Source organism: Marinobacter antarcticus, assembly GCF_900142385.1.
Lineage (GTDB): Bacteria > Pseudomonadota > Gammaproteobacteria > Pseudomonadales > Oleiphilaceae > Marinobacter > Marinobacter antarcticus.
Map to the genome: position 1 here is coordinate 69,738 of NZ_FRAQ01000005.1, position 25,840 is coordinate 95,577.

Consider the following 25,840-nt stretch of genomic DNA (forward strand, 5'->3'; position numbering starts at 1 on the left):
CCGGCGGGATCACCGCCGGTTTTTTTATAAGCTCATAACGTCATCGATCAGATGATGTCGTCCATACTCTTCAGCGGATAATGTGCAGGGTACCCCTTACGAGCAACACCTGAGTCCACTGCCGCACGAGCCACGGCTGCCGGGACAACTTCCAGAAGGCGAACATCCATGGGCTTGGGAATAATGTACTCTTTACCAAACTCAAAACTGTCAGCGCCGTAGGCTTCGCAGATTTCCTGCGGAACCGGCTCTTTGGCAAGTTTGCGAATGGCATCTACCGCAGCCACCTTCATCTCTTCGTTGATACAGCTCGCGCGAACGTCGAGCGCACCCCGGAAGATGAAGGGGAAGCCAAGAACATTGTTTACCTGGTTCGGGTAGTCTGAACGGCCGGTAGCCATGATCAGATCGTCACGAACTGAGAGAGCTATCGCCGGATCGATTTCCGGATCCGGGTTGGAGCAGGCAAAAACAACCGGATTCGGCGCCATCTTCTTAAGCTGTTCACCGCTCAGAAGGTCTGGACCAGAAAGGCCGAGGAACACATCAGCGCCTTCTATTGCGTCGTCCAGAGTGCGCTTGTCCGTATCGTTGGCGAACATGGCCTTGTACTGATTAAGATCATCGCGACCTGAGTGGATCACACCCTTTCGGTCAATCATCAAGATGTTTTCAGAGCGGATGCCGCAGCTGATCAACAGCTTCATACAAGCGATTGCTGCAGCTCCCGCGCCCAGACAAACCACTTTCGCTTCTTCAATTTTCTTGCCCTGTAATTCCAGGGCATTGATCATACCGGCCGCTGTAACAATCGCCGTGCCGTGCTGATCATCGTGAAAGACGGGCACATTACACTTTTCGATCAGCGCGCGCTCAATCTCGAAACACTCTGGCGCCTTGATGTCTTCAAGGTTAATACCACCAAAGGTGTCAGCAATACGCTCAACGGTTTCAATGAACGCCTGCGGGCTTTCGGAGTTGACCTCGATATCAAACACGTCAATTCCGGCAAAGCGTTTGAAAAGTACGCCTTTGCCTTCCATTACGGGCTTGCTTGCCAGCGGGCCAAGGTTACCCAGGCCAAGAATCGCAGTACCGTCGGAGATAACCGCCACAAGGTTGCCTTTGGCAGTGTACTTATAGGCGTTCTCCGGGTCCTTCGCGATTTCGCGAACCGGTTCGGCAACTCCGGGGCTGTATGCCAGAGCAAGGTCGCGGGCGGTCGCTGTCGGCTTGGTTATTTCTACACTAATCTTCCCAGGCCGCGGCTTGGCGTGATATTCAAGGGCTGCTTCTTTCAGATCTTGAGACATTGCCACTGTTCCGTTTGTCACGTTTAAAGGTAATAAGCCTCCAGACGGCAAGAGCCTACCTGAAGGAGCGCGCCATTATGGCTCGCTCGCCCCAAAACGACAAGGGCACTTCGAACAAAATCTGACCAGTCAATACGGCTAATTGCTTATAATCAAACACAAAGCCGTTATTTTTATCTGCCACAAAAAAAGCGCCCTGAGGCGCTTTTTTCAACTGTGCGACGAGATCAGTCTTTCTTGGCTCCAGCGATACGACCACCAAAACGCTTCTGGAAGCGATCGATACGACCACCGGTATCCATAACTTTCTGCTTGCCAGTATAAAACGGGTGACACTGTGAACAAACATCCAGCTGCAGATCATGACCAATAGTAGAACGGGTATGGATCACGTTACCGCAAGAGCAAGTTGCAGTGATTTCTTCGTACTTGGGGTGAATACCTTCTTTCATGGCGAACCTCTTTGGGTCATGCCGCTACCTGATCACGGGGCAATGTTTATAGCCCTAGTGCCAGGCACCGCATATTTGAATCAATGGAGAAGACGGGGCACAATCATGCCCTGCCGCAAACAGACCGCGAATCTTACTTGCAATTATCCTTGCAGGCAAGTGTTCAACGCGCCCTGACCTTGCGCTTTTCCAGACGTCTGGCTGTGCCGCGGAACCAGCAGGATAAGCAGATACCGTAACGCCCAAAACCACAAGGGAGCACTCAGTGCTATCCACAGCCCGCATTGCGCTGAACCGGCCGCTCAGAAGGCTCTTTGACTATCTTGTTCCAGAGGGACTTACCCTGAAACCCGGGCAGCGCGTAAAAATTCCTTTCGGGCGCCAACAGGCTATCGGCCTGGTCGTGGAGACCGACATCGAACCGCCGGCCGGCATCACTCTCAAGCCTATCCACAATGCACTGGAGGACTGGCCTGCCCTGCCGGTCGAAACCTTTCAACTGCTGAGCTGGGCCAGCGACTATTATCAGCATCCGCTGGGCGAGTGCCTGTTCACAGCTTTGCCACCCGCATTGCGGCGGGGCCGGCCAGCCATCGAAAAAGCTGAAGACTGGTGGCAGGCCTGCGGCAGCGGCGCTGCATTGCCGGCAAACGCACATAAACAGAAGACGCTGCTGAACTGGATTGCCCAACATGAGCAAGGCGCAAAAGGCAGCGACATTACAAAGGCCGGCTTTACCCGTCCACAGCTGAAAGCACTGAGCGACAAGGAACTGATCCAGGCTGCAACCCCGGCGGGCGAAACCTCCCGGAGCCAGCAATACAAGGAAACCGTAACTGCCCCGAAACTCTCGGCAGCACAGCTTGAGGCTGCCTCTCAACTGCCCGTGCCGGCGGACGGCTTCAGCGCCTCGCTTTTATATGGCATCACAGGGAGCGGCAAGACAGAGATCTATCTACACTATCTCAAGCAAAACCTCACAGCCCAAGACCAGGCACTGGTGCTGGTTCCGGAAATAAACCTTACACCGCAGACAGTTGCCCGCTTCCAGCGCTATTTCGGCGAGCGCATCCTGGTGTGGCACTCAGCACTGAATGACAGCGAACGCCTGAATGCCTGGCTGAAAATCCGCAACGGCGAGCCGATTATTCTCATTGGCACCCGCTCAGCCGTGCTCCTTCCGTTTACAGCACTGAAAACGCTGATCGTAGACGAGGAGCACGACAGTTCATACAAGCAGGGCGAGGGTTTTCGGTATTCGGGCCGAGACGTAGCGGTATATCGGGCTCACCTGAACCGCTGCCCGGTCATTCTGGGCTCAGCTACGCCTTCGCTGGAATCCTACCACAACGCTCTGGGCGGAAAATATCAGCTCATACGGCTTGAAGAGCGCGCGGGCGAGGCGCTGCCTCCGACAATCAGCCTGCTGGATATACGCAGCAGGCCACTTGAAGGCGGGCTTTCGCGGCCGGCTCTGGAATCGATCCGGCAAACCCTGGATAGCGGCAGCCAGGCACTGGTGTTCGTAAACCGCCGGGGCTTTGCGCCGGTCATGATGTGTTTTGACTGCGGCCATATGGTTGAGTGTCCGCGCTGCGACACACGCCTTACCTACCATCGCCGCGACCGGGCGATGCGATGCCACCACTGTGATTATCAGGCTCCGGCGACCGAAACCTGCCCGAAATGTAACAGTGAAGCGTTCAAGCCGGTTGGCCAGGGAACAGAGCAGACTGAAGACATACTTGCCGCCAGCTTTCCGGATACTCCGGTGGTTCGTGTCGATCGCGACAGCACACAACGCAAAGGCAGCATTCAAAGCATCCTGAAACAGGTCAATAGCGGAAAACCCTGCATCCTCGTCGGAACCCAGATGCTGGCAAAGGGCCATGACTTCCCGAATGTGACCCTGGTGGTTGTGATCAATGCGGATGGCGGGCTTTTCAGCGTCGATTTCAGAGCTCCAGAGCAACTGATCCAGATATTACTTCAGGTAAGCGGACGGGCCGGACGCGGAACGAAATCCGGCAAGGTGGTCGTGCAAACCTGTCACAGTGACCACCCCCTCCTCAGAACGCTTTGCCATGGCCGCTATCTGGATATGGCCGACCAACTTCTGGAGGAGCGCGAGGGCGGCCAGCTTCCACCTTTTCGCGCCATGGCGATCTTCCGGGCAGAAGCGGACACAATGGAACAAAGCCTGCAAATACTGGATAACATAAAGCCGCTCGCAAGCGCACCAGGCATCGAAATCTGGGGCCCGCTACCCGCACTGATCGCACGTCGGGCCGACAGGCACCGAGCGCAGCTCGTACTGAACGCAGATAATCGGCGGCGCCTCAACAGACTCCTGACCGGCATCTGCCAGTCACTCGAGCAAGAAAAGTACCCGAAGGGCGCAAAATGGATGATTGATGTAGATCCTCAAGAAACAGGCTAAACATCATCGGGCTTTTGCTTGCAGAAGGACTTTCCGCGATAATGCCCATCTTCTGTTTTCATAGGGCGCCCTGCCCCAATCCAACTTTCCAGTAAACCGAGTCATCTCACAGCATGAAAGAGACCGTTTCCGACCTGCTCCAGTCCGCGCTGGCAGCCCTTCAATCAGAAGGCACGCTGCCTGCCGACCAGACCTACACGCCGCAAGTGGGCAACACCAAGGATAAATCCCATGGTGATTATGCCTGCAACATCGCACTGGTTGCCGCCAAAACCGCTGGCTGCCCGCCTCGCAAGCTGGCAGAGATGCTGATCGGAAAACTGCCTGAAAGCAGCGCCGTGGTGAAAGTGGAAATTGCAGGCCCCGGTTTTATCAACTTTTTCATGAGCACCGCCAGTGCCTTTGAGGTTGTTAATACGATTCTGGATGAGGCCGGGCAGTTCGGGCGTAACAGCGACGGCAAGGGTGAGAAAGTTCAGGTGGAGTTTGTTTCCGCCAACCCGACTGGCCCGCTGCATGTAGGCCATGGCCGGGGCGCCGCCATTGGCGACTGCCTCTCCCGCCTGCTGGAGGCTAACGGCTATGATGTTACCCGCGAGTTTTACTACAACGATGCGGGGGCTCAAATCAATAATCTCGCACTCTCGGTACAGGCCCGCGTTAAGGGGCTGACACCCGAGGATGCAAGCTGGCCGGAAGATGGTTACCGCGGCGACTACATTACCGATGTTGCCAAGGCTTATCTGGCCGGTGATACCGTAACCGCAGATGATCGCGAAGTAACCGCCAGCGCAGACCCCGAGGATCGTACCGCCATTCAGGAGTTTGCCGTGGCGTACCTGCGTCGGGAGCAGGACCTGGATCTGAAAGCTTTCGGTGTCCAGTTTGATGTGTATTTCCTGGAGTCGTCCCTTTATCAGGACGGCAAGGTGGAAGCCGCCGTCAAACGCCTGCAGGACAATGGCTACACCTATGAAGACGGTGGTGCCATGTGGCTGAAGACCACAGAGTTTGGCGACGATAAAGACCGGGTGATGCGTAAACAAGACGGCGGCTACACCTATTTCCTGCCAGACGTGGCCTACCACCTGGACAAGTGGGAGCGCGGCTTTACCACCGTAATTAATGAACAGGGTGCCGACCACCACTCCACGGTGACCCGCGTCCGTGCCGGGTTGCAGGCGTTGAATGTAGGCATCCCCGAAGGCTGGCCGGATTACGTTCTGCACCAGATGGTGATGGTCACCCGCTCCGGGCAGGAAGTAAAAATTTCCAAACGCGCAGGCAGTTACGTGACCATTCGCGATCTAATTGACGAAGTGGGCCGGGATGCTACCCGCTTTTTCCTCGCTGCGCGGCGGGTTGACTCCCAGCTGACCTTCGATATCGACCTGGCTCGCTCCCAGACCAATGAAAACCCGGTGTATTATATTCAGTATGCCCATGCGCGCATCTGCAGCGTGCTGCGAAAACTTTCTGCCGAGGGTGTTGAGCGGGGGCTCCAAGAGTGCGCAGGCGACCTGTCGTTGCTCACTCTGGATGAAGAAAAAGAGCTCGCAAACCAGCTGGCAAAGTACCCGGAGCTGATTGCCAACTCCGCTGCCCAGCGCGAGCCGCATCACCTTACGCACTACCTGAGGGACCTGGCAGGACAATTCCACACCTATTACAACGCCCATAAAGTGCTGATTGAAGACACAGCAGTACGCGATGCCCGTATAAGCCTTTACCTTGCCGTGCGCCAGGTGATCGCCAATGGGCTGGACCTGCTGGGCGTCAATGCACCGGAAGAGATGTAAGTAGCAACAATGTCCCGAGATTATGCTCGTAAAAACCGGTCAGCCGCATCGCCTACCACGGCAAAAAGAAAGCCGGCCAAGGCTGCAAGCGCCCCGAAAAAGCGCACAAAGCCCGCAGCGCCGGCTCGCTCCCAACGTGGCGGCCTGTCCTTGAAGTGGATCCTGTCCCTGGCCACGGTCGGAGGGTTTATCGGGTTCATTGTCTATCTGAACTCCGTACCACCCAGCGCTGGACCACAACCCCACCCTGCCACCGAAAGACCGGCGCAACAGCAGACCGGAAAAACCGCAAAACAAGAAGAAAAAAAGCAGGGCTTCCGGTTTTATGACATGCTTCCGGAATCGGAGATGATTCCCCACAAGGTGGAAGAATATACTCCAGGCCCGACCACCGAAGCCTACGACTACATAGTGCAATCGGGATCTTTCCGCAGCAAGGAAGATGCTGAACGTCAACGCGCGCAGATTGCATTCCTGGGCCTCAGAGCCTCTGTGCAGCATATCGAGCTCGATAACGGCTCTGTCTGGTACCGTGTGAATGTGGGGCCCTTCACTTCACGGAGCAAGATGAGCTCAGCCGTGGACAAGCTTGTGTCGATTAACATACAACCACTTTCCCGAAAAATCCCGAAGAAAGACTAAAACTTGCCTATTCCCGTAAGCAGCGAAAGTCTGCGGGGCGGGCTTTCCAAAACTGTGTGGAGCCAGGGATGGCGGAGCCAAGCGCACAAAGAAGTATTTACAGCGTGTTTTTGAAAGGCCGCCCCACAGTCTCCTCCTCCATCGCACTTGAATTCTCTCGCCCTGCCTCCATTACTGCTCCATAGCGATTTCTATCAGGCAATTGGAGCCCTAATGACTACCATACTTTCCGTCAGACGCGATGACGAAGTTGCCATGGGTGGCGACGGCCAAGTTTCCCTGGGGAATACCGTAATGAAGGGTAACGCCCGCAAGGTTCGCCGCCTTTACAACGGTCAGGTGATCGCAGGTTTTGCAGGTGGCACCGCAGACGCGTTCACTCTGTTTGAACGGTTTGAAGCCCAGCTTGAGAAGCACAATGGCAACCTGACGAGGGCCGCCGTTGAACTTGCCAAAGACTGGCGTACGGACCGAGCTCTGCGAAGACTTGAAGCGCTTCTTGCGGTGGCGGATAAAACTGCGTCTCTGATTATTACCGGTAATGGCGATGTGATCGAGCCAGAACAGGGATTAATTGCAATTGGTTCCGGTGGCCCGTTTGCGCAAGCTTCTGCCCGCGCCCTGCTTGAGAATACCGAACTTTCCGCCCACGAGATTGTTGAAAAAGGTCTCGATATCGCGGCGGATATCTGTATCTATACGAACCATAATCGCACTGTTGAGGTGCTCTCCAAAGACGCACCCTCCAAAAATGACTGATCCGGAGCAACCATGTCTGCAATGACTCCCCGTGAGATTGTCCACGAACTCAACAAACACATCGTGGGTCAGCAAGAAGCCAAGCGAGCCGTGGCGATTGCCCTGAGAAATCGCTGGCGCCGGATGCAACTGGACAGCACGCTTCGCGATGAGGTCACGCCCAAGAACATTCTGATGATTGGTCCCACCGGCGTGGGTAAAACCGAAATTGCCCGCCGCCTTGCCAAGCTGGCCGACGCACCTTTCCTGAAAGTGGAAGCCACCAAATTTACCGAGGTGGGTTACGTTGGGCGCGATGTGGAATCCATCATTCGTGACTTGGCAGATATGGCCGTGAAGATGTTGCGCGTGCAGGAAATGAAGCGCCACGAAGAAAGAGCCCTGGACGCCGCCGAAGACCGCATTCTGGACGCCCTGATTCCGCCGCCCCGAAGCTTTAATGAAGACAGCCAGAAGTCGTCTGAAGACTCGTCCACCCGCCAGCTGTTCCGGAAAAGGCTGCGGGAAGGTGAGCTGGACGATAAGGAAATCGAGATCGATCTTCGCAACTCTGGTGCCGGCGTTGAGATCATGGCACCTCCGGGCATGGAGGAGATGACCAACCAGCTGCAGAGCATGTTCTCCAGCATGTCTGCTGACAAATCCAAGCCCCGAACAATGAAGGTAGCTGACGCCCTTAAACGGGTAAAGGAAGAAGAAGCGGCCAAACTGGTCAATGAAGAATCGATAAAGCAGAAAGCCATTCTTGCAGTGGAGCAAAATGGCATTGTGTTTCTTGATGAAATTGACAAGGTAGCCAAGCGCTCAGAGAACACCTCTTCGGATGTTTCCCGGGAAGGGGTTCAACGGGATCTTCTGCCCCTGATTGAGGGCAGTACCGTGAGCACCAAATACGGTTCTGTGCGCACGGATCATATTCTGTTCATTGCCTCCGGCGCGTTCCACGTGGCGAAGCCATCGGATCTGATTCCAGAGCTTCAGGGCCGCCTGCCAATCCGTGTGGAGCTGCAGGCTCTCAGCCCCGACGATTTCAAGCGCATTCTCACCGAGCCGGATGCATCGCTGGTTCAGCAGTATGAAGCGCTGATGGCAACCGAGGGCGTAAAACTGACGTTCAGCGAAGAGGCCATCGCCCGCATTGCGGAGATTGCCTGGAAGGTGAACGAGACCACCGAAAACATCGGTGCGCGACGCCTTCATACAGTTCTGGAGCGGCTACTGGAAAGCCTGTCGTTTGATGCCGGTGATGGTGTAACAGACGCGTTTGAAGTGACCGCTGACTACGTGAATGAAAAGCTTGGAGAGCTGTCGGAAGACGAGGATCTGAGCCGCTATATCCTCTGACCCGCGCACGCGGATCTGAGGCCGCCGGGCCAGGTGCGTTTAACGCCACTGGCCAGGCTATCTATTCTGCTTTTGAAAACAGGTGAGTGACATTTTCCAGCCCGGTCACGAGCTTTCCTTTCCCTGCTGCCTTTTTCTGTCTGCTCTTCGCTACATACAGTGGCAGCATTTCACCATAAAGACTGGTGCTTATAGTGCGCTGTTCGTCTTCCAGCCTATCCCGGCGAAGCTTGATGCCATATTTCGCCAGCTTTGGTTCCAGCTCGTCGGCCCGGTTCAGCAGATCCCGGCGCGTCATCTGATAGGCGTGCTCGCAGACCATCCTGCGTGACTGGAAACTGAACACGTTAGAGAAAAACAGTTTGGCGTCGTCTCTCGTCGGCTCGAACAACAAAATGTCTTTATCCGGATAATCCGTCGCGTAGTGTGCGATTCCCGACTTCATACGCGAATACACCATGGTCCGGAACATCTGAGACAGCAGATTTGGCATACCTGAATGGGTCAACTCTCCTGGCGCCATGGTGCCGGCCCTCACCGCAGCACTCGCATCAATCGGAACTTGGGGATTTACTGCAAAAACCAGATCAGCGCCGTCCTCGAACGCTACCGAAGCATGCAGGCCTTTGCGCAGTGTTCCATCCACATAATACCGACCATCTATATCGACAGGCACATACAAGCCAGGTGACGCTGTGCTCGCCTGAACAGCTCTGGAAATCGGCACATGGTCAAATCCGGGAGCACCGAAACATACGGCGTCAGTGCTTTCAACATCCGCAGCCACAATGTAGAGGCTGTGCTTCAGCTGCCTGAAATCGTTCGTACGGCCGAGCATGGAAAACGCGCGCTTAAGATACTCATGCAGCCCTTCATTGTCGAAAAGCCCGGCGGGAGCCGCTTGCGCCATTATGGTGAGGGCCTCGAGCAGACTCTGGTCGTGGGGGTTATTGATAAAGCGGCGCATGGCAGTGGCAAACAGCCCCGGTATGGCCAACAGCCGGCTTCCCATTTCCTTCAAAGCCGGGCGGAAGAAAACGTCCGGGTGAAAAGGATGAACCTCGGCCTCGTTCCGGACAAAGATCCGGCACAACTGTGCCGTTGTCATCTGGTTAGCCAGGTTGGCCGCTACAAAAGAGCCAGTGTTAACGCCCACATAGACATCAAGGTTATTGAAATCCAGCCCATCCAGCGCCTCATCCAGCGCCCGGAGCGCACCTATTTCGTAAATTCCACCCAACGGGCCACCCCCACCGAGCGCGAGCCCGATACGTGGAGTTGGCTTTAGATCAGTTGGCGCTTTCATAGCCGTTCCTTTTCCGGATAAATAGCCAAAGCGGACTTTCTGGACTCTATAAACAACAAGATAGCAACCCGGTTTAGAGTGCGCACCCTAGGTTTGAAAGGCTACCCGATATGACATTTTCAAGAAGCAACCTGTTCGGCCAGAGCTGCGGACGTAGATTTAACGGGGCGCAGGTAACGACCAAAGCCGGCATTGCGCAGCGCAAGCTCCACGCAGCTCTTGATAACGTGAGGCGAATCCAGTAACAGCACATCTTTCAGAAGCTTCACAGCCCACTCCCGACTGACACTGCGGATCACAGATTTTACTTTCGGCAAGCTGGCCGCATTCATGGACAGGGAGTCGTAGCCCATGGCCATCAACAGCAAGGCACCCCCAGGATCCCCCGCCAGCTCACCGCAGATACCCACTGGCTTGCCGACCGCGTGGGCATCCTGAGCTATTCGCACGAGAGCTTGCAGCACAGCCGGGTGGTATGAGTGATAGAGCTGGGCAACTCGGGGATTGTTACGGTCCACCGCAAGCAAATACTGGGTCAGATCGTTGGAGCCAACCGAAAGAAAATCCACACGGTCAGCCAGCTCGCGAATCTGGTACACGGCAGCAGGTATCTCAATCATTACGCCCACTTTGGGCATGTGGATGTCATAACCCTCTTCCCTTACCTCATGGTAAACCCGATATATCAGGTGCAGGGACTCTTCAACCTCGGAGATATTGCTGATCATGGGCAACATCACCTGGAGATTATTCAGACCTTCACTGGCTTTCAGCATGGCGCGCACCTGAACCAGAAAAATCTCGGGATGGTCCAACGTCACCCGGATTCCCCGCCAACCCAAAAACGGGTTTTCTTCCTCGATCGGAAAATACGTCAGCGACTTATCACCGCCGATATCCAGAGTACGCATGGTCACCGGATTGGGCGCAAACGCTTCCAGCTGTTCGCGATAATACTGCCGCTGCTCCTGCTCCGATGGAAAGCGATCCTTGATCATGAAAGGCACTTCGGTGCGGTAAAGGCCAATACCCTCAGCCCCGTGGGACAGGGAGCGCACCACATCGGTCATCAGCCCGGTATTGACCAGCAGAGGCACCCTGTGACCATCGGTTGTTACACACGGCTTGTCACGAAGCGCCTCCAACCCGCGGTCGAGTTCGTCTTCTTCATCACAGATGGTCTGGAAAAATGTCCGGAGATCAGCTGAAGGGGAAGCAAAAATCTGCCCTTCAAAACCATCAACGATCAGCTCCTTACCATCAAGCTGATTAACTGGAATATCCACTAGCCCCATAACGGTTGGCACGCCCATTGCCCGAGCGAGAATGGCAACGTGGGAGTTGCTGGAGCCCTTGACCGATACCAGACCGACCAACTGGCCCCGGGGTACCTCTCCAAGCATGGAGGGGGTCAGTTCCTCACTGACCAGAACCGTGCGCTCGGGATAGTTCAGATCCTTCTGCTCGCCTTCCTGAAGATAGGAAAGCAGGCGGCGGCCGAGATCACGGATATCTACCGCTCTTTCCTGGAGGTAGTGGTCGTCCATCATTTCAAAATGACGAACATAATTCTGAACCACCTGCTTGAGAGCGCCCTGCGCCCAGACCCCCTCACGGATCCGGTTATTGACCTCACCGGGCAAGGCTTCGTCGCTTAGCATGCGGAGATAAACATCAAACAGTGCCAGCTCTTCAGGACGAAGCCGTGAGGTCAGCCGTTTTGCAACCCCCTCAATGTCTTCACAGACCGCCTGGACAGCCGATCGGAATAACTCCAGCTCCAGCTCAATGTCTTCCGCCGGCTTATCGGGAACCACGTCCAGGTCGGCTGCCGGGTAGACCACAACACCATGGCCAATCGCAACGCCCGGTGAACCAGGCACACCGTTAAAGCTGACGTCGCGGGCCTCTTCGCCGGTCAGGGAAAGGCCGCTGATTGCGCCGGTCGCTTCACTGTGGGCAATAACACCCGCAAGCTGAGCGGAAACGGTGACCAGAAATGCCTCTTCCCCCTCATCAAAGCACCGGGAACTCTCCCGCTGCTGAACCACGAGAACGCCTAGTACCCGGCGATGGTGAATAATGGGAACCCCGAGAAACGAGCGGAAGCGCTCTTCACCGGTTTCGGGAAAATATCGATAGCGGGGGTGGGAGGGCGCATCTTCCAGATTGATGGGTTCTTCTCTGGAACCCACAAGCCCGACCAGCCCTTCTGAGTGCCCAAGGCTCACTTTGCCTACGGCTTTCAGGTACAGGCCTTCGGTTGCCATCAGAATGTAGCGGTTAGAAGCCGGGTCCAACAGATAAACGGAGCAGACTTCGGTTCCCATGGCTTTTTGCACACGCGATACGATGATACTCAGCGCCTCGTGAAGATCCCGGGCGCTGTTTACCTCTTGTACAAGACTTCGCAGAATGCTCAGCATGGGGGTGTCAGTCCGTCATTTCGCCTGTTCCTGTAAACGCCGGTTATACTCGCTCCGGTGCCACTGCTCCATGTTGTAGAACAGTCTTGGCGCAAGTTCTCTCAGCGCACGTCGATACACTTCACGCTTAAAGGAAACCACCTGACCCAACGGATACCAGTAGCTTACCCACTGCCAGCCGTCGAACTCCGGTGAATCCGTGCCGTCAACGCGTACTTGCGCATCCGGTGATAACATCCTCAGCAGGAACCATTTCTGTTTTTGGCCCACACAGACGGGGTGCGAGTTGTGCCGTACCATTCTTCTGGGAAGGCGGTATCTCAGCCAACCCCGGGTACAACTGATGATCTCAACATCATTGGCGCCCAGGCCAATTTCCTCTCCAAGCTCCCGGTACAGCGCGTCTTCCGGCGATTCTTCATGATTGATACCGCCTTGGGGAAACTGCCAGGAGTCCTGCCCTATTCGCCTTGCCCAGAGAACTTCTCCCTGGTGGTTGACCAGAATGATTCCGACGTTGGGTCTGAAACCGTCTGAATCGATCACGGCACAGTCCTCTTAATAAAGTCGGCAGACCGGTCAGATATTTACCGGTCGGATTTTTCCAAGTTGCGCTCATTCTTACAGAATCCCAAGGCTGCGGCAAACGCAGCTGTGCGAAGGCACTCATGGTAAGATACCGGCTTTCCGCAAGCCCTGTGTCTCTGGAGGTAATCGCTTGACGCTCGCAATTTTTGATCTCGACAACACCCTGCTGGATGGTGACAGCGATCACGCCTGGGGCGAGTTTCTGGTAGAGGAAGGCATTGTTGATGCCGAAACCTATCGCAAGACCAATGATCGCTTCTATCAGGAATACCTGAATGGCGAGCTGGACATACTGAACTACCTTGGGTTTGCGCTTCAGCCCCTCTCAATCCACAGCATGGATGAGCTACTGGGGTGGCGGACTACTTTCATGGATAAGAAAGTGCGACCTATGCTGCTGCAAAAGGCCGATGAGCTTTTGCACAGCCATCGGAAGCGCGGCCACACCCTGATGATCATCACGGCCACCAACCGGTTTGTGACCGAACCTATCGCGGAAGCGCTGGGCATTGAACACCTGATTGCCACCGAGCCCGAGATGATTAACGGTCACTACACCGGCCAGATAGCCGGTACACCCAGCTTTCAGGAAGGCAAGGTCACCCGACTGGACGACTGGTTGGCCGCACATGGTGAAAGCCTGGACGGCGCCTGGTTCTACAGCGATTCACACAATGACTTGCCGTTGCTGAAAAAAGTCGACAACCCGATCGCAGTTGACCCTGACCCGAAGCTGGAAGAATACGCACGAAATCGGGGTTGGGGAGTTATCAGTCTTCGCGGATAACACTCGCCAACAGAAAAACTGACTCCGTTTTCGGGGTCAGTAACAACGTCACATGAAGCCGGTCAGCGAACGCACAAAGCAGGATTTGATGTAGTCCGTCTCCGGAATCCCGGGAATGACCGGGTGATCCGGCGCCTGATGCCCCTGCTCAAGAAGCTGCACGAAACGATCAATCTTGCGACCGCTGCCTCTAATGATATCCACCAGCTTCTCCTGTGAGAGGTGCATGGAACATGAGGCAGAAACCAACAGCCCATCCCGTTCCAGCAATCGCAACCCAAGCTGATTCAGTCGCGCGTATGCCTGTTCTCCGGCCTTCTGATCGCGACGGCGAGGAATAAATGCCGGCGGATCCAGCACAACGATGTCGTATTTCTCTTTCTCGTCCGCCAGCGCTTTCATCGCCTCAAACGCGTCGCCCTCAATGGTCTCCACATTGTCCAGACCATTGAGCTTCGCATTGTGATGAACCGAATCAATTGCTCCTGAAGAACTATCCACACAGGTAACCTGAGTGGCACCGGCACACGCAGCTTGAATGCCCCAACCACCAACGTAACTGAACACATCCAGCACCCGCTTACCCGGTGCGTAGGCCTGCAGACGCTGGCGATTCATGCGATGATCATAAAACCAACCGGTTTTCTGGCCACCCTCAAGGGGCACCTCGAAGCGAACACCGTTTTCCTCCACTTCAAGCAGCGTTGCCTCAGGACCATATGCCTGCTCAACGTAGCTATCCAAACCTTCAACCGAACGCATCTTGCCATCGTTCTTGAGAATAATGGCCTTGGGATGCGCCAGCCGCTGAACCGCGCGAATAATCGATTCTTTCATCTGCTCCATGCCGGCGGTGGAGATCTGCACCACCACCGTGTCGCCGAACCGATCCACCACCAGCCCGGAAAGCCCATCACTGTCTCCGAACACCCAGCGATAGAACGGTTTATCAAACAGCCGCTCCCGCAATACCAGCGCCGTCTCCATGCGCTGGGTCAGCCGGTTCGGCGTCATACCTTGTGCAGCATCACGGCTGATCAGACGTCCGCAAATGAGTGCATGCGGGTTAACGAACACAACACCGAGCGGCTTGTCATTAGACGCACGTAACTCAGCCTGAGCACCGGCCTCAAACTCCGTCAGCGGTGAACGCTGAATATCAACTTCGTTGCTGTAAACCCACAGATGGCCAGCCCGAAGCCTGCGCTCCGCGCCTTTGCGTAAATATAAAACCGGGAAATTCATTGCGACCACCTAGGAAAGAAATTCAGGGCGGGGATTATACATTAACTGAAGACGACCACACCCAAGCTCAGGTGAACCGTCTATTCAGCAGCCGCGACGTGCTCAGCGTATGCCAGAGCGTCCATCAGGCCTTCAAGCTCACCTTGATCGGAAAGCTTTACTTTAAACAGCCAGCCGTCGCCATAAGGGTCTTCGTTCACCTTCTCGGGCTCATCTTCCAGGCTCTCATTGATTTCGATAACCTCACCCGTTACCGGGCTGAACACATCCGATGCCGATTTCACGGATTCCGCAACACCTGCTTCCTCGCCACCGGTGACCGTCTCACCTACCTCGGGAACGCCGATATAAACCACATCACCCAACTGCTCCTGGGCGAAGTCTGTAATGCCTACCGTTGCGGTGCCATCGGCGCCTACACGCACCCATTGGTGGGTTTCGATGTACTTGAGATCGGAAGGGGTATCGCTCATAAGAATAATTCCTGACGGATTTTTTGGGCAGTGTAACCGAAACCTTAGCGCCAGCGAACCTTGCAAGGGCGATTCAGTAACCGGAGCTGTTCTGATCGAGTTCAAACTCGAACTCCCGGGCCCGGCACACTTCCGTCGTGAAGTTGCCGGAAGCCTGGAACTCAAACCAACGGTACCCCGGCGCCAGGTCTTCCACAGAGAACTTGCGCGAGCCGGAGGTAAACTGAATGCAAGTGGAAGGCGTTGCCAGCAACTGCACGCCATTTCTCTGCTGCTCATGGATCTGGTGGATGTGGCCCCACAGCACCACTTTTACCTGCGGGAAGCGATCAATCACCTGCCAGAAGTCTTCACGATTCCTGAGCCCGATTTCTCTCATCCAGTCAGCGCTGATATCAACCGGGTGGTGGTGCAGCGTGACCAGCGCCGGCAAATCCGGGTGCTGCTCCAGCATTCCTGCGAGAAAATCCAGTTCCGATTTTGCAAGCTCCCCGAATACTTTACCGGGCACGGAAGAGTCCAGAAGGATGAACTGCCAGCCGCCCTGAACAATGTGCCGTCGATCTGCGTCATAACGCGCTGCGACTTCCGCCAGATGTCCAACCTGATCATGATTCCCTGCAATCCATGCAGAAGCGCCGCTGAAGGCTCCGAGGCGGTCTCCAAAAACGCGATAGGCCCCTTCCGAGCCATCCTGAGCAATATCGCCGGTAGCCAGAATCAGATCCGGTTGCCCATGGGACTTGAGCACCTCTGCGATAACGGCATCGAGGCTGTCACGGGTATTTACACCTAGCAACGAGCCATCTGCGCTGGCCATCAGGTGCGGATCCGTTAACTGCAGTACCCGAAGCGGACGGGTGGATTCCTTTAAGGTCATAATGCTCTTGGTGTGCTCGCTGCCATCGCTTGAGTAACGTATTCACAGGCTCCTGTTTCACACAGCAGCTATGATTTCAGAACAAGTGTACGTTGTCAGCTTCCGGATTTATCACCTGCCACTGGAACCAGCGTCACATTCTGACGAGGCGCCGGGCAATATATTGCATTATTTAACAACTGAACTCGTCTTTCTGGACGCCTGGCTTATTGTCAGAGGGGCAAAGTCTGCCTCAGTCGGCGCTTTCTCCGGCAGTCCAGGCGGCATGTTCAAGAGGCAGGTGACCGAATCTCAGGCAGTACTCAAGCCAGTCGGCGAGGAATCCGTTAACCTGAACTTTTTCATCCGGGTGGTGCATAAAGCGGTTGGGATAGTCGTTGACGGGCGCAATCTGCCTGTCACGATAGCAGCTGATAACCTCTGCCATGACCGCATCGTGGTATACCCGAACGGTCATCTGCGGGTTATTGAGCCAGCGACCGCTGTTGTGGATCTGTTCGAGCTGGAGGGTTTCGGTATACCGGGCGGTTTGCAGCACCTGAATCCGAACGCGACCGAAGTACTCGTTTTCCCGGTACAGTTCAATTTCGCATACGGGTTGGCCGTCGACTCTGAGCTGACGCAGCCGGCGAAGACGCTGGTAGTTACCCTCACACAGGGCTCCAAGCTGGCGCAGATCCGGCACATAGCGTTTGGGTTTCATTGTCCATTCGCCCATTACTGCCACCCTGCACGCAATCTGGTGCGATTCAGCTGTAGCCATTGAATGGCGATGATTGCAGCCGCGTTGTTGATGCGGCCGTCACTGATCATGGCGATGGCTTCGTCAGCCGAAACCACGTGGGCCCGTATGTCTTCGTGTTCGTCTTCGAGACCATACAGGCCGCCTGCAGATTCGGTGCTGACCTTGCCGCAGTAAAGGTAAACCATTTCGGTGGTGCCCCCCGGCGAGACGAGATAATCACAGATTTTTTCGAGCTTGCTGAAACTGAGCCCAGCTTCTTCCTGACCTTCTCTCTGGGCAACGTCTTCGCTGCTTTCTCCGTTTTCGTTCATTCCGGCTACGAGTTCCAGCAACCAGGGTGACTGGTCGCGCCCAATTGCGCCGAGGCGAAATTGTTCGAGCAAGACCACTTCGTCGCGGTCGGGGTCGTATGGGAGTACGCAGGTGGCATCGCCGCGGAGAAAGAGTTCGCGGGTAAACTGAGGCATGTTCCGGCCATCAAAGCGCGGGTGCACCAGCCACAGCTTGTCCATACGGAAGAAGCCCTGGAAGACGGTTTCGCGTTTTTCGATTGTGACGTCGCTAGATTGAAACTGGAATGGCTCGGCCATCATTCATCCCGGTTGCGATTGGATTTTGAACGATAGCCGCTTGAAGTCATTTATTGCAAGCGCAAGCTATAGATAAATAGCATGCTAATTAAGTGTCATTTGCAAGTGTAGAGCTGAGAGCAATTATTGTCCATAATGACGGATCTGTTCAGGCCGGTTCCATTTTCCATGCCATTACTGATGCCGTTTTCATATCAACTGCAGAGATCCGGCATTCCCTTTCAGCGCCCCGGGTGGGTGCAGACGCGCACATGTACTCAGGAGTAACAATGAAGAAACGATTGCTTTCCGGACTTGTTGGCCTCTTGGCAGCACAGCCTGCCCTTTCCCTGGATCTGGTAGAGACCTATGAGAAAGCACTCTCCTACGACTCTGGCATTGCCGCAGCCCAAGCGCGGTTTGAATCCCAGCAAGCTGCCAGCGATGTTAGCCAAAGCGCCCTGTTACCGCAGATAGGAGCCTATGGCGATGCCCGCCATATTGATTCAGACGGGCCCAGCGCTGGCCAGGACAACAGTTATCGCGAACTGAACTACGGCGTGCAACTGACACAACCATTGTTCCGGGCAGACGCATGGTTTCAGTATGACGCCAGCCAGTTCCAGACAGAATCTGCACGTGCCCAATACAATCTGGCACAGCAGCAGCTGATTCTTGATGTCGCAACCGCTTATTTTAACGTGTTGCGCGCTCAGGATACGGTAACGACCGCCCAGGCAACCGAAGCAGCGATCCAGCGACAGTACGAGCAGGCCCAGGAGCGCTTTGATGTGGGTCTGATCGCCATCACTGCGGTGTACGAAGCACGCGCCAGCTACGACGACAGCAGGAGCCTGCGGATTGCCGCAGAAAACCAGACGAACATTGCCCGGGAGAGGCTGGCCCGGTTAACAGGCGAATACTCGGAGGACCTGGAGAATCTGCGCCAGAACTTCCCTCTGGGCCGACCTGAACCAATGGATCCGACTGCGTGGGAAATGACTGCGCTGGAGCAGAACTGGTCCATTCAGTCTGCCCTTTATGACTTGAACGCCAGCGAATCCGGGCTGAAAAGAGCCAAGGCGGGCCATTACCCAACGCTGGACCTGAATGCTTCTTACGGCAAATCCGATGTCACCGGGATTGAGCAGAATCCGCCGGGCGTTCAGCGTGATGGTGTCAGCACTCAGGGCGTGATCGAGCTCAGCCTCAACGTACCATTGTACTCCGGCGGCGGAACCCAGGCCGGTGTGCGCCAGCAGCGCTCTCTGGTTACCGTGGCCGAACAGTCTCTGAATACCGTACGCCGCGACGTGCGGGTGAATACCCGAAGCCTGTTCCTGACCGTTAACAACAACATTGAAACTGCGTCAGCCCTGGAGCGGACGATTATTTCCCGCCGCAGTGCACTGGATGCCACGCGCGCCGGCTATGATGTGGGCACACGAAATATTGTTGAAGTTCTGGATGCAGAGCGGGCTTACTATGTTGCGCTGAGGGATTACGCCAACGCCCGTTATGACTATGTGAATAATACGCTTCAACTGAAGCAGGCTGCCGGAACGCTCAGCCCGAGAGATCTGATTGACTTGAACAACTGGCTGAGCGCCAATGCCCCTGGCATTGAGGCCCTGGCCAATGATCGGAAGACTCTGGACGATCCCACGCTCTAGTTTGCACCGGGAAGGCACAGAAACGCGTAATAATAAAGATCGGGTGAGGAATGAGCTTCCTCACCCGATACCAGCCCCGATCGCTTCAAACCCGCGCGATAACCCCGTCAACCACTCTATCTAGCGCACCCTTATTCTTGTTAACCACTGACAACGCACGTTGGCCGCTGGCCCGACGTTCATCAGCATCGCTGAACAGAGCCAGCAGATGACGGGATAGCTCATCGGCACTGCCAACCATCGTCACGCCACGGTCATCGAGAAGCCTCTGATAAATGGTTTCAAAGTTGAACACGTGAGGCCCAGAGATCACCGGGATTCCCCAGCCTGCTGGCTCCAGCGGATTGTGACCGCCGCGCTCAATCAACGAGCCGCCCACGAATGCCACGTCACTGGCGCCATAAAGCATCATCAGCTCGCCCATGGTATCCCCAAGATAAACCTCTGTACTTGAGGGGTCTTCACTCCGGGATCGCCGTGCCAGCGAGAACTTCTGTCTATTCACTTTTTCCGCGATCGCTTCAAAGCGCTCAGGGTGGCGAGGCACCAGAATCAACAGGGCGTCCGGATGAGTGTTCAAAAGCTGCCGATGGGCTGCCAGCAACTGCATGTCCTCACCCTCATGGGTACTGCCGGCAATCCAGACCGGGCGCGAGGAAAAGGATGCCTTGAGCTTTAGCGAAGCCTCCCGCACAGCGTCGGGAATATCCACATCAAACTTCACGCTCCCTGTCACCGCAACCTTGGATGCTGCAACGCCAATTCTGCGAAACCGTTCTGCATCTTTTTCTGCCTGAGCGGCCACCCAACTGATACTGCGCATGATCGGCGCAACCAGGCTTTTGACACGTTCATACCCTCGGGCAGAACGTTCGGAAAGGCGCGCATTGATAAGAAACACCGGCACTCGCCGGGAACGGCTCTGGCGTATCATGTTCGGCCATATTTCCGTTTCCATGATGACCAGAATTCTGGGGTTGGCCCGGTTCAGAAAACGACGTATCGAACCTGGGGTATCGTAGGGTGCGTAAGCGTACTGAACCTGACTACCAAACATTTTCATGGCCTGCGTCAGGCCCGTGTCCGTCATGGCGGTCATCAATATAGTAATGCTGGGATCGCGCGCGAGGAGGCGCCGCACCATAGGCGCCGCAGCAATGGTTTCGCCAACCGAGACGGCATGTACCCAAACCACGGTACCGCTGGCCCGGGGCACAAAGCCCAGGCGCTGCTGCCAGTTAAGACGCAGTTCCGGGGCCTGTCGGCCTTGCCACCACAACCGCAAAAGAATAAATGGAAGCAGCAACCGTATAAGTTGTGAATAGATAAATTGAAGCACGCAGGACTCCTGGCAAACCAGTGCGCTATCATATCGCAAACCCTATTGATTTGCTTACGACTGACTCTGCCGGGCACCATAGCCTGGCCAGTAATAAACTAACCCTTCCAGGACCTGTTTCAAGTGAAGAAGAAATACCGCCGGCAGCCACGGAATACAGACTACTCTGCCTACCGCCATCCTCGTTGGTGGCCAACATGGGCTGGAATTGCGGTTATGTGGAGCGTCGCTCAGCTTCCGATCCGTTTTCAGTGGTGGCTTGGCAAGCGTATTGGCCTGCTGGCCTGGCGACTTGCCAGCAGGCGCCGCCACATAGCCGAGGTCAATATCCGATTGTGCTTTCCGGAGTTCACTCGGTCGCAGCAAGATGCGCTTGTGCGCAATACCTTTATCGCTAATGGAATTGGGCTGATTGAGCTTGGAACTGCATGGTTTCGAAACCCCAAAAAACTCACCGGCATAACGGAAGTTCACGGCAAAGAACACCTTGATAACGCCTTGGCCAAAGGTAAGGGCGTGCTGCTGCTGGGCGGCCATTACAGTACTCTGGATCTCGGCGGCAGCCTGATTACAGAGTATATTGAAGCGGATGTGATGCAGCGGGATCACAACAACCCATTGATGAACGCCATCATGACCCGGGCGCGGGAGCGTCGGTATGGCACGGTTCTCGGCTCCCGGGATCTTCGTGGTTTGCTCCGAAGCCTGCGGGATAATCGCACCGTATGGTATGCAACAGACCAGGACTATGGCCGCAAGGACATTGTGTTCGCGCCATTTTTTGGCATCCCAGCCGGCACAATCACGGCCACTTCACGAATCGCAGCACGCAGCCACTGCAAGGTTGTTCCTTTCAGCCACTTCCGGCGAGACGACAAACCCGGTTACGACATTTATTTTCACCCTCCGCTGGAGTCATTCCCAAGCGGTGACGACCTGCGGGATGCAACCGAGATCAACCAGATTCTTGAACGTGAGATACGGCGCGCCCCAGACCAGTACCTCTGGATGCACCGGCGTTTCAAAACGCGGCCAGACATAGACGACCCGGGCTTTTATGGCAACAAATAGAGCATCACCGGCACCTGTAATATGGTTGCTCACAGACAACAAGCCCGGGCACCGGAATCAACTGAAAGGCCTGGGTAACCGTTTGCGGGTGAAGGCCGGCGCCAGCCTGTTCTGGATCGATGCTCACGACACAAGCGTTCCATTATGGCGCGCACTGCTGGCGATACCCCCTGCGCTGGATAAAGCGTTACCCCACCCAGACCTTATCATCGCCGCAGGCACGAGCACTCATAGGCTTCTGCTCTCATTGCGGCGGCTCAGGAATGCAAAAACTCTGGTCATCATGAAGCCCGGGTTCCCGCGCACGTGGATCAATGGCTCAATTATTCCTGCCCATGACGGGATTGCACAGAGCCGGGATACTCTGATCACAGAAGGTGTCATCAACACCGTTACGCCCCTTGCCAGAATTACTGACAAGCCGGAAGCTCTGTTGTTGCTTGGCGGGCCTTCCCCGCATTTTGACTGGGACGATGACGTTGTTTTCGGGCAAGTCACCAACCTGATTGGCGAGTACCCGCAATGGCGCTGGACGATCAGTGGCTCAAGGCGAACACCGGATGCTCTCAGGGCGAGACTTGATGAACTTTCTGGTCCCCGGATCACCGTGGCAGACCCTGACAGAACGCACGAAGACTGGCTCAGCCATCACGTTGCCGCGTCCAGGGCCATCTGGGTAACCCCGGACAGCATGTCCATGGTGTGCGAAGCTGCAACATCCGGCGTTCCAACCGGGCTGTTTCAGTTATCCGAACGCTCAGATAGTCGGGTTGTCAGCGGCGTCCAACGGCTGCTCAAAGCTGGCTATGTGGCCCGCTGGAGCGATCATGCTGCAGTAATGGGCGGCAAAACTGGCCATGAGACTTCTCTTTGGGAGGCGGATCGGGCCGCAGACTGGGTAATTCATCGCTGGTTTTCTCCGGGTTCCGGGAAAATGAAAAAAGGACAAAAGAGGACGACTACTTGAGAATTCTTCAGGCACTGCCGGCCCTTTACAGTGGCGGTGTAGAAAGAGGAACCGTGGAATTTGCGTCGGACCTGGTACGACACGGCCATGAGTCGTTTGTCGTTTCCAACGGTGGTCCGCTGGCAAAGCGCCTTCAAGAACAAGGCTCGACCCACATCCAGATGCCGATTCACCGCAAATCGGCCGCGTCGCTTGGTCAGATCCGGCCTATGCGAAAACTGATCAGGGAGCTGCAGCCAGACATTATTCACGTACGCTCCCGTATGCCTGCTTGGATTGTGCGCCTGGCATGGAAGGGGCTGCCCGCGCATCAGCGCCCCGCGATCGTTTCAACCTTCCATGGCATGTACTCCGTTAATCCCTACAGCGCCATCATGGCGAAATCAGATCACGTGATTGCAGTTTCAAATTGCGTGCGTGACTACGTTCTCCGAAACTTTCACGTTCCGGAACAGAAGCTATCCGTGATACAGCGTGGCGTGGATGTAGATTATTTTCGGCAACGGAAATTAAGCGGAGCATGGCGACAGGCTCTGTTTGCGCAGTTTCCTCAACTTGAAGACAAACGCATTCTGATGATGCCGGGGCGCATTTCCCGGTGGAAAGGCCAGCTCCAGTTTCTTGAGGCAATGGCGGAAATTACCCACGAAAAGCCCCACTGCCACGGCATCATTGTGGGCGGCGTGGAGCCAGGCAAAGAGCATTTTATGGGGGAGCTCGAGCAGCAGCGCGCCAAACTCGGGCTTACCGACAAGGTCACCTTCCTGGGGCAGCGGGATGACATGGCGGAGCTTTACCTCTTCTCCGACCTCGTGTGCCACATGTCAACAAAACCGGAGCCCTTCGGTCGCACCGTCACCGAGGCTCTTTCATCCGGCACACCCGTCGTTGCATTTAACCGGGGTGGTGCCGCAGAAACATTACAGGCATGCTTCCGTGACGGACTTGTAACTCCCGATGACACCCGGGAATTCGCCCGGGTTGCACTCAGGCTGTTGAACGATAAAACATCGAATATCGAGATCCCCTTCAGGTTTCGTCTTCAGGCGCAAACAGAGTCGACACTGGAGGTCTACCGCAAAGTTCTTGGCAACGCGCCCCCGCTATCATGAGCGCACCAGACCATCTCACCGTCGTCCAGCTAATCGCCACTCCGGGAAGCAATTGGGGAGGCATGGAGAAGCATACAGCCGACCTTTCGGAGGAGCTTGCACGCTGCGGCCATAAAGTACATGTTCTTGCTCACCCTGATTACAGACAACGCTTTTCACACAGGGTTAATTTCCACCCTTTACCGGTTCAATGGGGAAGACGGAACCCCTTGCTTAAGCTGCGTTTAAGGCAAATTATTCGCAAGCTGTCACCCGATGTGCTCCACGCCCAAGGCAATAAAGCTGCCGCACTGCTGTCTGGAACGGGAAGACACGGAAACATAACGGTGGGCACGATCCACGGGACAAAAACCAGCCATAAGGATTTCTGCAAGCTTGACGGGGTAATTGCCGTCAGTACCGGGATATATCAGAGCCTTTCGCACGCCAATACAAAGCTGATATACAACGGCGTAAAGCCTCAGAACAACGGAGCTAAAACAACCAATGCGATTCCTGAGGTCCAAGCCTTTGCGCTGGCTATAGGTCGCCTCGAGCCAGTCAAGCAGTTCGACTACCTGGTTTCTGCGTGGGCGGCACTCAACCCGCCACTGCCACTTTACATTCTGGGCGATGGCTCCGGGATGGATCTATTGAAGGCGCAGGTACAACGCCTTGGCGCTGAAACGCTCATAAAGCTACCCGGCTACGAAGACAACCCCGCGGCCTGGCTGCAACAAGCGTCGGTCTGCGTAATCAGTTCTGAGCGCGAGGGTTTCCCTTATGCGCTGGTTGAAGCGTTACTTGCAAGGTGCCCTGTGCTGTCAACGCCGGTCAACGGTGCGCTTGATCTTCTTCCTGCGGAAAGCCTGGCAGACTCGACCAGCCTGAACGCGCTGCAGACACTCCTGTCGGTGCAACTTGCCGACCTGGGAGGCCTGAAGAAGAGCCAGGAAGCATGCTTTGGGCGTGCCTCCCGAGAGCTTACCCTGGAGGCCATGACAAGCCGGACCGAAGCTTTTTATTATGAGCTTCTAGGCAAAAAATCCGTGGACTGACCACACAATTCCCGCCGTGGTTCTGTGCAATCTCTGGTCTATCCTAAAATCACTTTTCTGCGCTGCTCTGGCCTTCTATCTCCGCCAGCATCTGCAACTCTTTTGCCTTGGCCAGCCTCATGAAATTTCTATTCGCAGCCGTAATAGAAACACTGAGCCCAAACCAGCCGTTCATGACCTGCCGGTGAATCAGATAATATTTGAGAAACTTGAGAGGGAATTCCACAAACAATCGGCCAGCGGAAATTTTTCGGCCTTTCGCCACCAGATACCGCGCTTGCTCTGAGGAAAGCTGGCAGTATTTTCTCTCCATTTGCTCAAGCGATATAAGCGTCCTGTGGAGAACATCTCCCTTTAGATACTCTACCTTCCCCTCCCTCACCTGGGGCCGATCATTATTGCTATCTTTCTCCGCCTCAATTGCAGCCTTTTTTCGGTTGTATAGCCGCAGGATCTTCTTGCTTTTATCATGCCTGAACGGGTGCCCGGGGTTCGGTTGAGACAACACCCAACGCATTTTAAAGCCCGCTATGTCAGCCGGAATGGGCGCCTCGAAAAGTGCCTTTATATTTTCAACAAGTTCGTCCGACAGGACTTCATCAGCATCCAGATCCAGTACCCAGTCATTGCGGCAGAGACTTGCGGCATACGCCTTCTGACACGCGAAGCCGTGCCAATCATTGTGCACAAACCGGGCGCCTGCCGATTCCACAATATCCCTGGTGTTGTCTGTACTGCCAGAGTCCACGACAATGACTTCATCAACCCAGCCAATCACCTTTGCCAGCGACTCCGGGAGCCTCATCTCTTCGTTCTGGGTAATGTAGTAAACGGATAGCGGTAGCTTCATCACGGATCCTGGCATTAAAGCAG

At 55.3% G+C, this 25,840-nt stretch carries 23 protein-coding genes; 11 read left to right on the plus strand and 12 right to left on the minus strand.

The genetic code is table 11. The features are described from left to right. Positions 1-47 precede the first annotated feature (47 nt). Complete coding sequence (locus tag BUA49_RS16690; RefSeq protein WP_072799647.1) at positions 48-1,313, minus strand: malic enzyme-like NAD(P)-binding protein; 1,266 nt, start codon at positions 1,311-1,313, stop codon at positions 48-50. A gap of 227 nt (positions 1,314-1,540) precedes the next feature. Continuing rightward, on the minus strand, positions 1,541-1,765 hold the full coding sequence (gene rpmE / locus BUA49_RS16695) for a 50S ribosomal protein L31 (protein WP_072799649.1): 225 nt from the start codon (positions 1,763-1,765) through the stop codon (positions 1,541-1,543). 265 nt (positions 1,766-2,030) lie between these two features. On the opposite strand from rpmE, the gene BUA49_RS16700 reads away from it, so the two are divergent. The 5 genes from BUA49_RS16700 (at position 2,031) to hslU (ending at position 8,749) form a co-directional block, all read left to right on the plus strand. Beyond that, the gene (locus BUA49_RS16700; protein WP_072799651.1) at positions 2,031-4,205 is read left to right on the plus strand and encodes a primosomal protein N'; all 2,175 of its coding nucleotides are present in this window, start codon (positions 2,031-2,033) and stop codon (positions 4,203-4,205) included. Positions 4,206-4,318: 113 nt separating this feature from the next. Continuing rightward, a complete protein-coding gene (gene argS, locus BUA49_RS16705) occupies positions 4,319-6,004 on the plus strand; it encodes an arginine--tRNA ligase (RefSeq protein ID WP_072799652.1) in 1,686 nt (561 codons plus the stop codon). 9 nt (positions 6,005-6,013) lie between these two features. Further along, positions 6,014-6,646: an SPOR domain-containing protein gene (locus BUA49_RS16710; protein WP_072799653.1), complete on the plus strand. Its 633-nt coding sequence runs from the start codon at positions 6,014-6,016 to the stop codon at positions 6,644-6,646. Between the two features lie 213 nt (positions 6,647-6,859). Further along, entirely contained in the window at positions 6,860-7,405 is a 546-nt protein-coding gene (gene hslV, locus BUA49_RS16715; RefSeq protein ID WP_072799655.1) for an ATP-dependent protease subunit HslV, read from the plus strand. Between the two features lie 12 nt (positions 7,406-7,417). Beyond that, positions 7,418-8,749 carry an ATP-dependent protease ATPase subunit HslU gene (hslU, locus tag BUA49_RS16720; RefSeq protein ID WP_072799656.1) on the plus strand — a complete coding sequence of 444 codons (1,332 nt, stop codon included), beginning with the start codon at positions 7,418-7,420 and terminating at the stop codon, positions 8,747-8,749. A gap of 61 nt (positions 8,750-8,810) precedes the next feature. On the opposite strand, the gene BUA49_RS16725 is transcribed toward hslU, so the two are convergent. The 3 genes from BUA49_RS16725 to BUA49_RS16735 all read right to left on the minus strand — a co-directional run bounded on the left by BUA49_RS16725 (position 8,811) and on the right by BUA49_RS16735 (position 13,027). Then, on the minus strand, positions 8,811-10,055 hold the full coding sequence (locus BUA49_RS16725; RefSeq protein WP_072799658.1) for a patatin-like phospholipase family protein: 1,245 nt from the start codon (positions 10,053-10,055) through the stop codon (positions 8,811-8,813). 119 nt (positions 10,056-10,174) lie between these two features. Continuing rightward, on the minus strand, positions 10,175-12,481 hold the full coding sequence (gene ptsP / locus BUA49_RS16730) for a phosphoenolpyruvate--protein phosphotransferase (protein ID WP_072799660.1): 2,307 nt from the start codon (positions 12,479-12,481) through the stop codon (positions 10,175-10,177). A gap of 15 nt (positions 12,482-12,496) precedes the next feature. Next, positions 12,497-13,027, minus strand: coding sequence for an RNA pyrophosphohydrolase (locus tag BUA49_RS16735; protein WP_072799661.1), 531 nt, complete (start codon positions 13,025-13,027; stop codon positions 12,497-12,499). Between the two features lie 172 nt (positions 13,028-13,199). Here BUA49_RS16735 and BUA49_RS16740 point away from each other — a divergent pair, with 172 nt between their 5' ends. Then, complete coding sequence (locus tag BUA49_RS16740) at positions 13,200-13,856, plus strand: histidinol-phosphatase (RefSeq protein ID WP_072799663.1); 657 nt, start codon at positions 13,200-13,202, stop codon at positions 13,854-13,856. Between the two features lie 48 nt (positions 13,857-13,904). Here the strand turns inward: BUA49_RS16740 and BUA49_RS16745 are convergent, their stop codons facing one another. The 5 genes from BUA49_RS16745 to BUA49_RS16765 all read right to left on the minus strand — a co-directional run bounded on the left by BUA49_RS16745 (position 13,905) and on the right by BUA49_RS16765 (position 17,789). Next, positions 13,905-15,101: a class I SAM-dependent rRNA methyltransferase gene (locus BUA49_RS16745; protein WP_072799665.1), complete on the minus strand. Its 1,197-nt coding sequence runs from the start codon at positions 15,099-15,101 to the stop codon at positions 13,905-13,907. Between the two features lie 80 nt (positions 15,102-15,181). Then, a complete protein-coding gene (gene gcvH, locus BUA49_RS16750; RefSeq protein ID WP_072799666.1) occupies positions 15,182-15,574 on the minus strand; it encodes a glycine cleavage system protein GcvH in 393 nt (130 codons plus the stop codon). A 73-nt stretch (positions 15,575-15,647) separates the two neighbouring features. Continuing rightward, positions 15,648-16,454: a 3',5'-cyclic-AMP phosphodiesterase gene (gene cpdA / locus BUA49_RS16755; protein ID WP_072799668.1), complete on the minus strand. Its 807-nt coding sequence runs from the start codon at positions 16,452-16,454 to the stop codon at positions 15,648-15,650. 232 nt (positions 16,455-16,686) lie between these two features. Continuing rightward, a complete protein-coding gene (locus BUA49_RS16760; RefSeq protein WP_072799669.1) occupies positions 16,687-17,172 on the minus strand; it encodes a DUF1249 domain-containing protein in 486 nt (161 codons plus the stop codon). Then, the gene (locus BUA49_RS16765) at positions 17,172-17,789 is read right to left on the minus strand and encodes an NUDIX domain-containing protein (protein WP_072799670.1); all 618 of its coding nucleotides are present in this window, start codon (positions 17,787-17,789) and stop codon (positions 17,172-17,174) included. The genes BUA49_RS16760 and BUA49_RS16765 overlap by 1 nt, the downstream gene beginning before the upstream one ends. A gap of 269 nt (positions 17,790-18,058) precedes the next feature. On the opposite strand from BUA49_RS16765, the gene BUA49_RS16770 reads away from it, so the two are divergent. Further along, entirely contained in the window at positions 18,059-19,441 is a 1,383-nt protein-coding gene (locus BUA49_RS16770) for a TolC family outer membrane protein (protein WP_072799672.1), read from the plus strand. Positions 19,442-19,526: 85 nt separating this feature from the next. Here the strand turns inward: BUA49_RS16770 and waaA are convergent, their stop codons facing one another. Further along, positions 19,527-20,780 (minus strand): lipid IV(A) 3-deoxy-D-manno-octulosonic acid transferase, encoded by a 1,254-nt coding sequence (waaA, locus tag BUA49_RS16775; protein WP_072799674.1) that lies wholly within the window; start codon positions 20,778-20,780, stop codon positions 19,527-19,529. Between the two features lie 123 nt (positions 20,781-20,903). On the opposite strand from waaA, the gene lpxL reads away from it, so the two are divergent. The 4 genes from lpxL to BUA49_RS16795 all read left to right on the plus strand — a co-directional run bounded on the left by lpxL (position 20,904) and on the right by BUA49_RS16795 (position 24,967). After that, complete coding sequence (lpxL, locus tag BUA49_RS16780; protein WP_072799676.1) at positions 20,904-21,851, plus strand: LpxL/LpxP family Kdo(2)-lipid IV(A) lauroyl/palmitoleoyl acyltransferase; 948 nt, start codon at positions 20,904-20,906, stop codon at positions 21,849-21,851. Further along, the gene (locus BUA49_RS16785; protein WP_072799678.1) at positions 21,838-22,818 is read left to right on the plus strand and encodes a mitochondrial fission ELM1 family protein; all 981 of its coding nucleotides are present in this window, start codon (positions 21,838-21,840) and stop codon (positions 22,816-22,818) included. Before lpxL ends, BUA49_RS16785 begins: the two co-directional genes overlap by 14 nt. Then, positions 22,815-23,930 (plus strand): glycosyltransferase family 4 protein, encoded by a 1,116-nt coding sequence (locus BUA49_RS16790; RefSeq protein ID WP_072799680.1) that lies wholly within the window; start codon positions 22,815-22,817, stop codon positions 23,928-23,930. The genes BUA49_RS16785 and BUA49_RS16790 overlap by 4 nt, the downstream gene beginning before the upstream one ends. A gap of 62 nt (positions 23,931-23,992) precedes the next feature. Next, positions 23,993-24,967: a glycosyltransferase gene (locus tag BUA49_RS16795; RefSeq protein WP_228704529.1), complete on the plus strand. Its 975-nt coding sequence runs from the start codon at positions 23,993-23,995 to the stop codon at positions 24,965-24,967. Between the two features lie 49 nt (positions 24,968-25,016). Here the strand turns inward: BUA49_RS16795 and BUA49_RS16800 are convergent, their stop codons facing one another. Beyond that, positions 25,017-25,817, minus strand: coding sequence for a glycosyltransferase family 2 protein (locus BUA49_RS16800; protein WP_072799683.1), 801 nt, complete (start codon positions 25,815-25,817; stop codon positions 25,017-25,019). Positions 25,818-25,840: the final 23 nt, after the last annotated feature.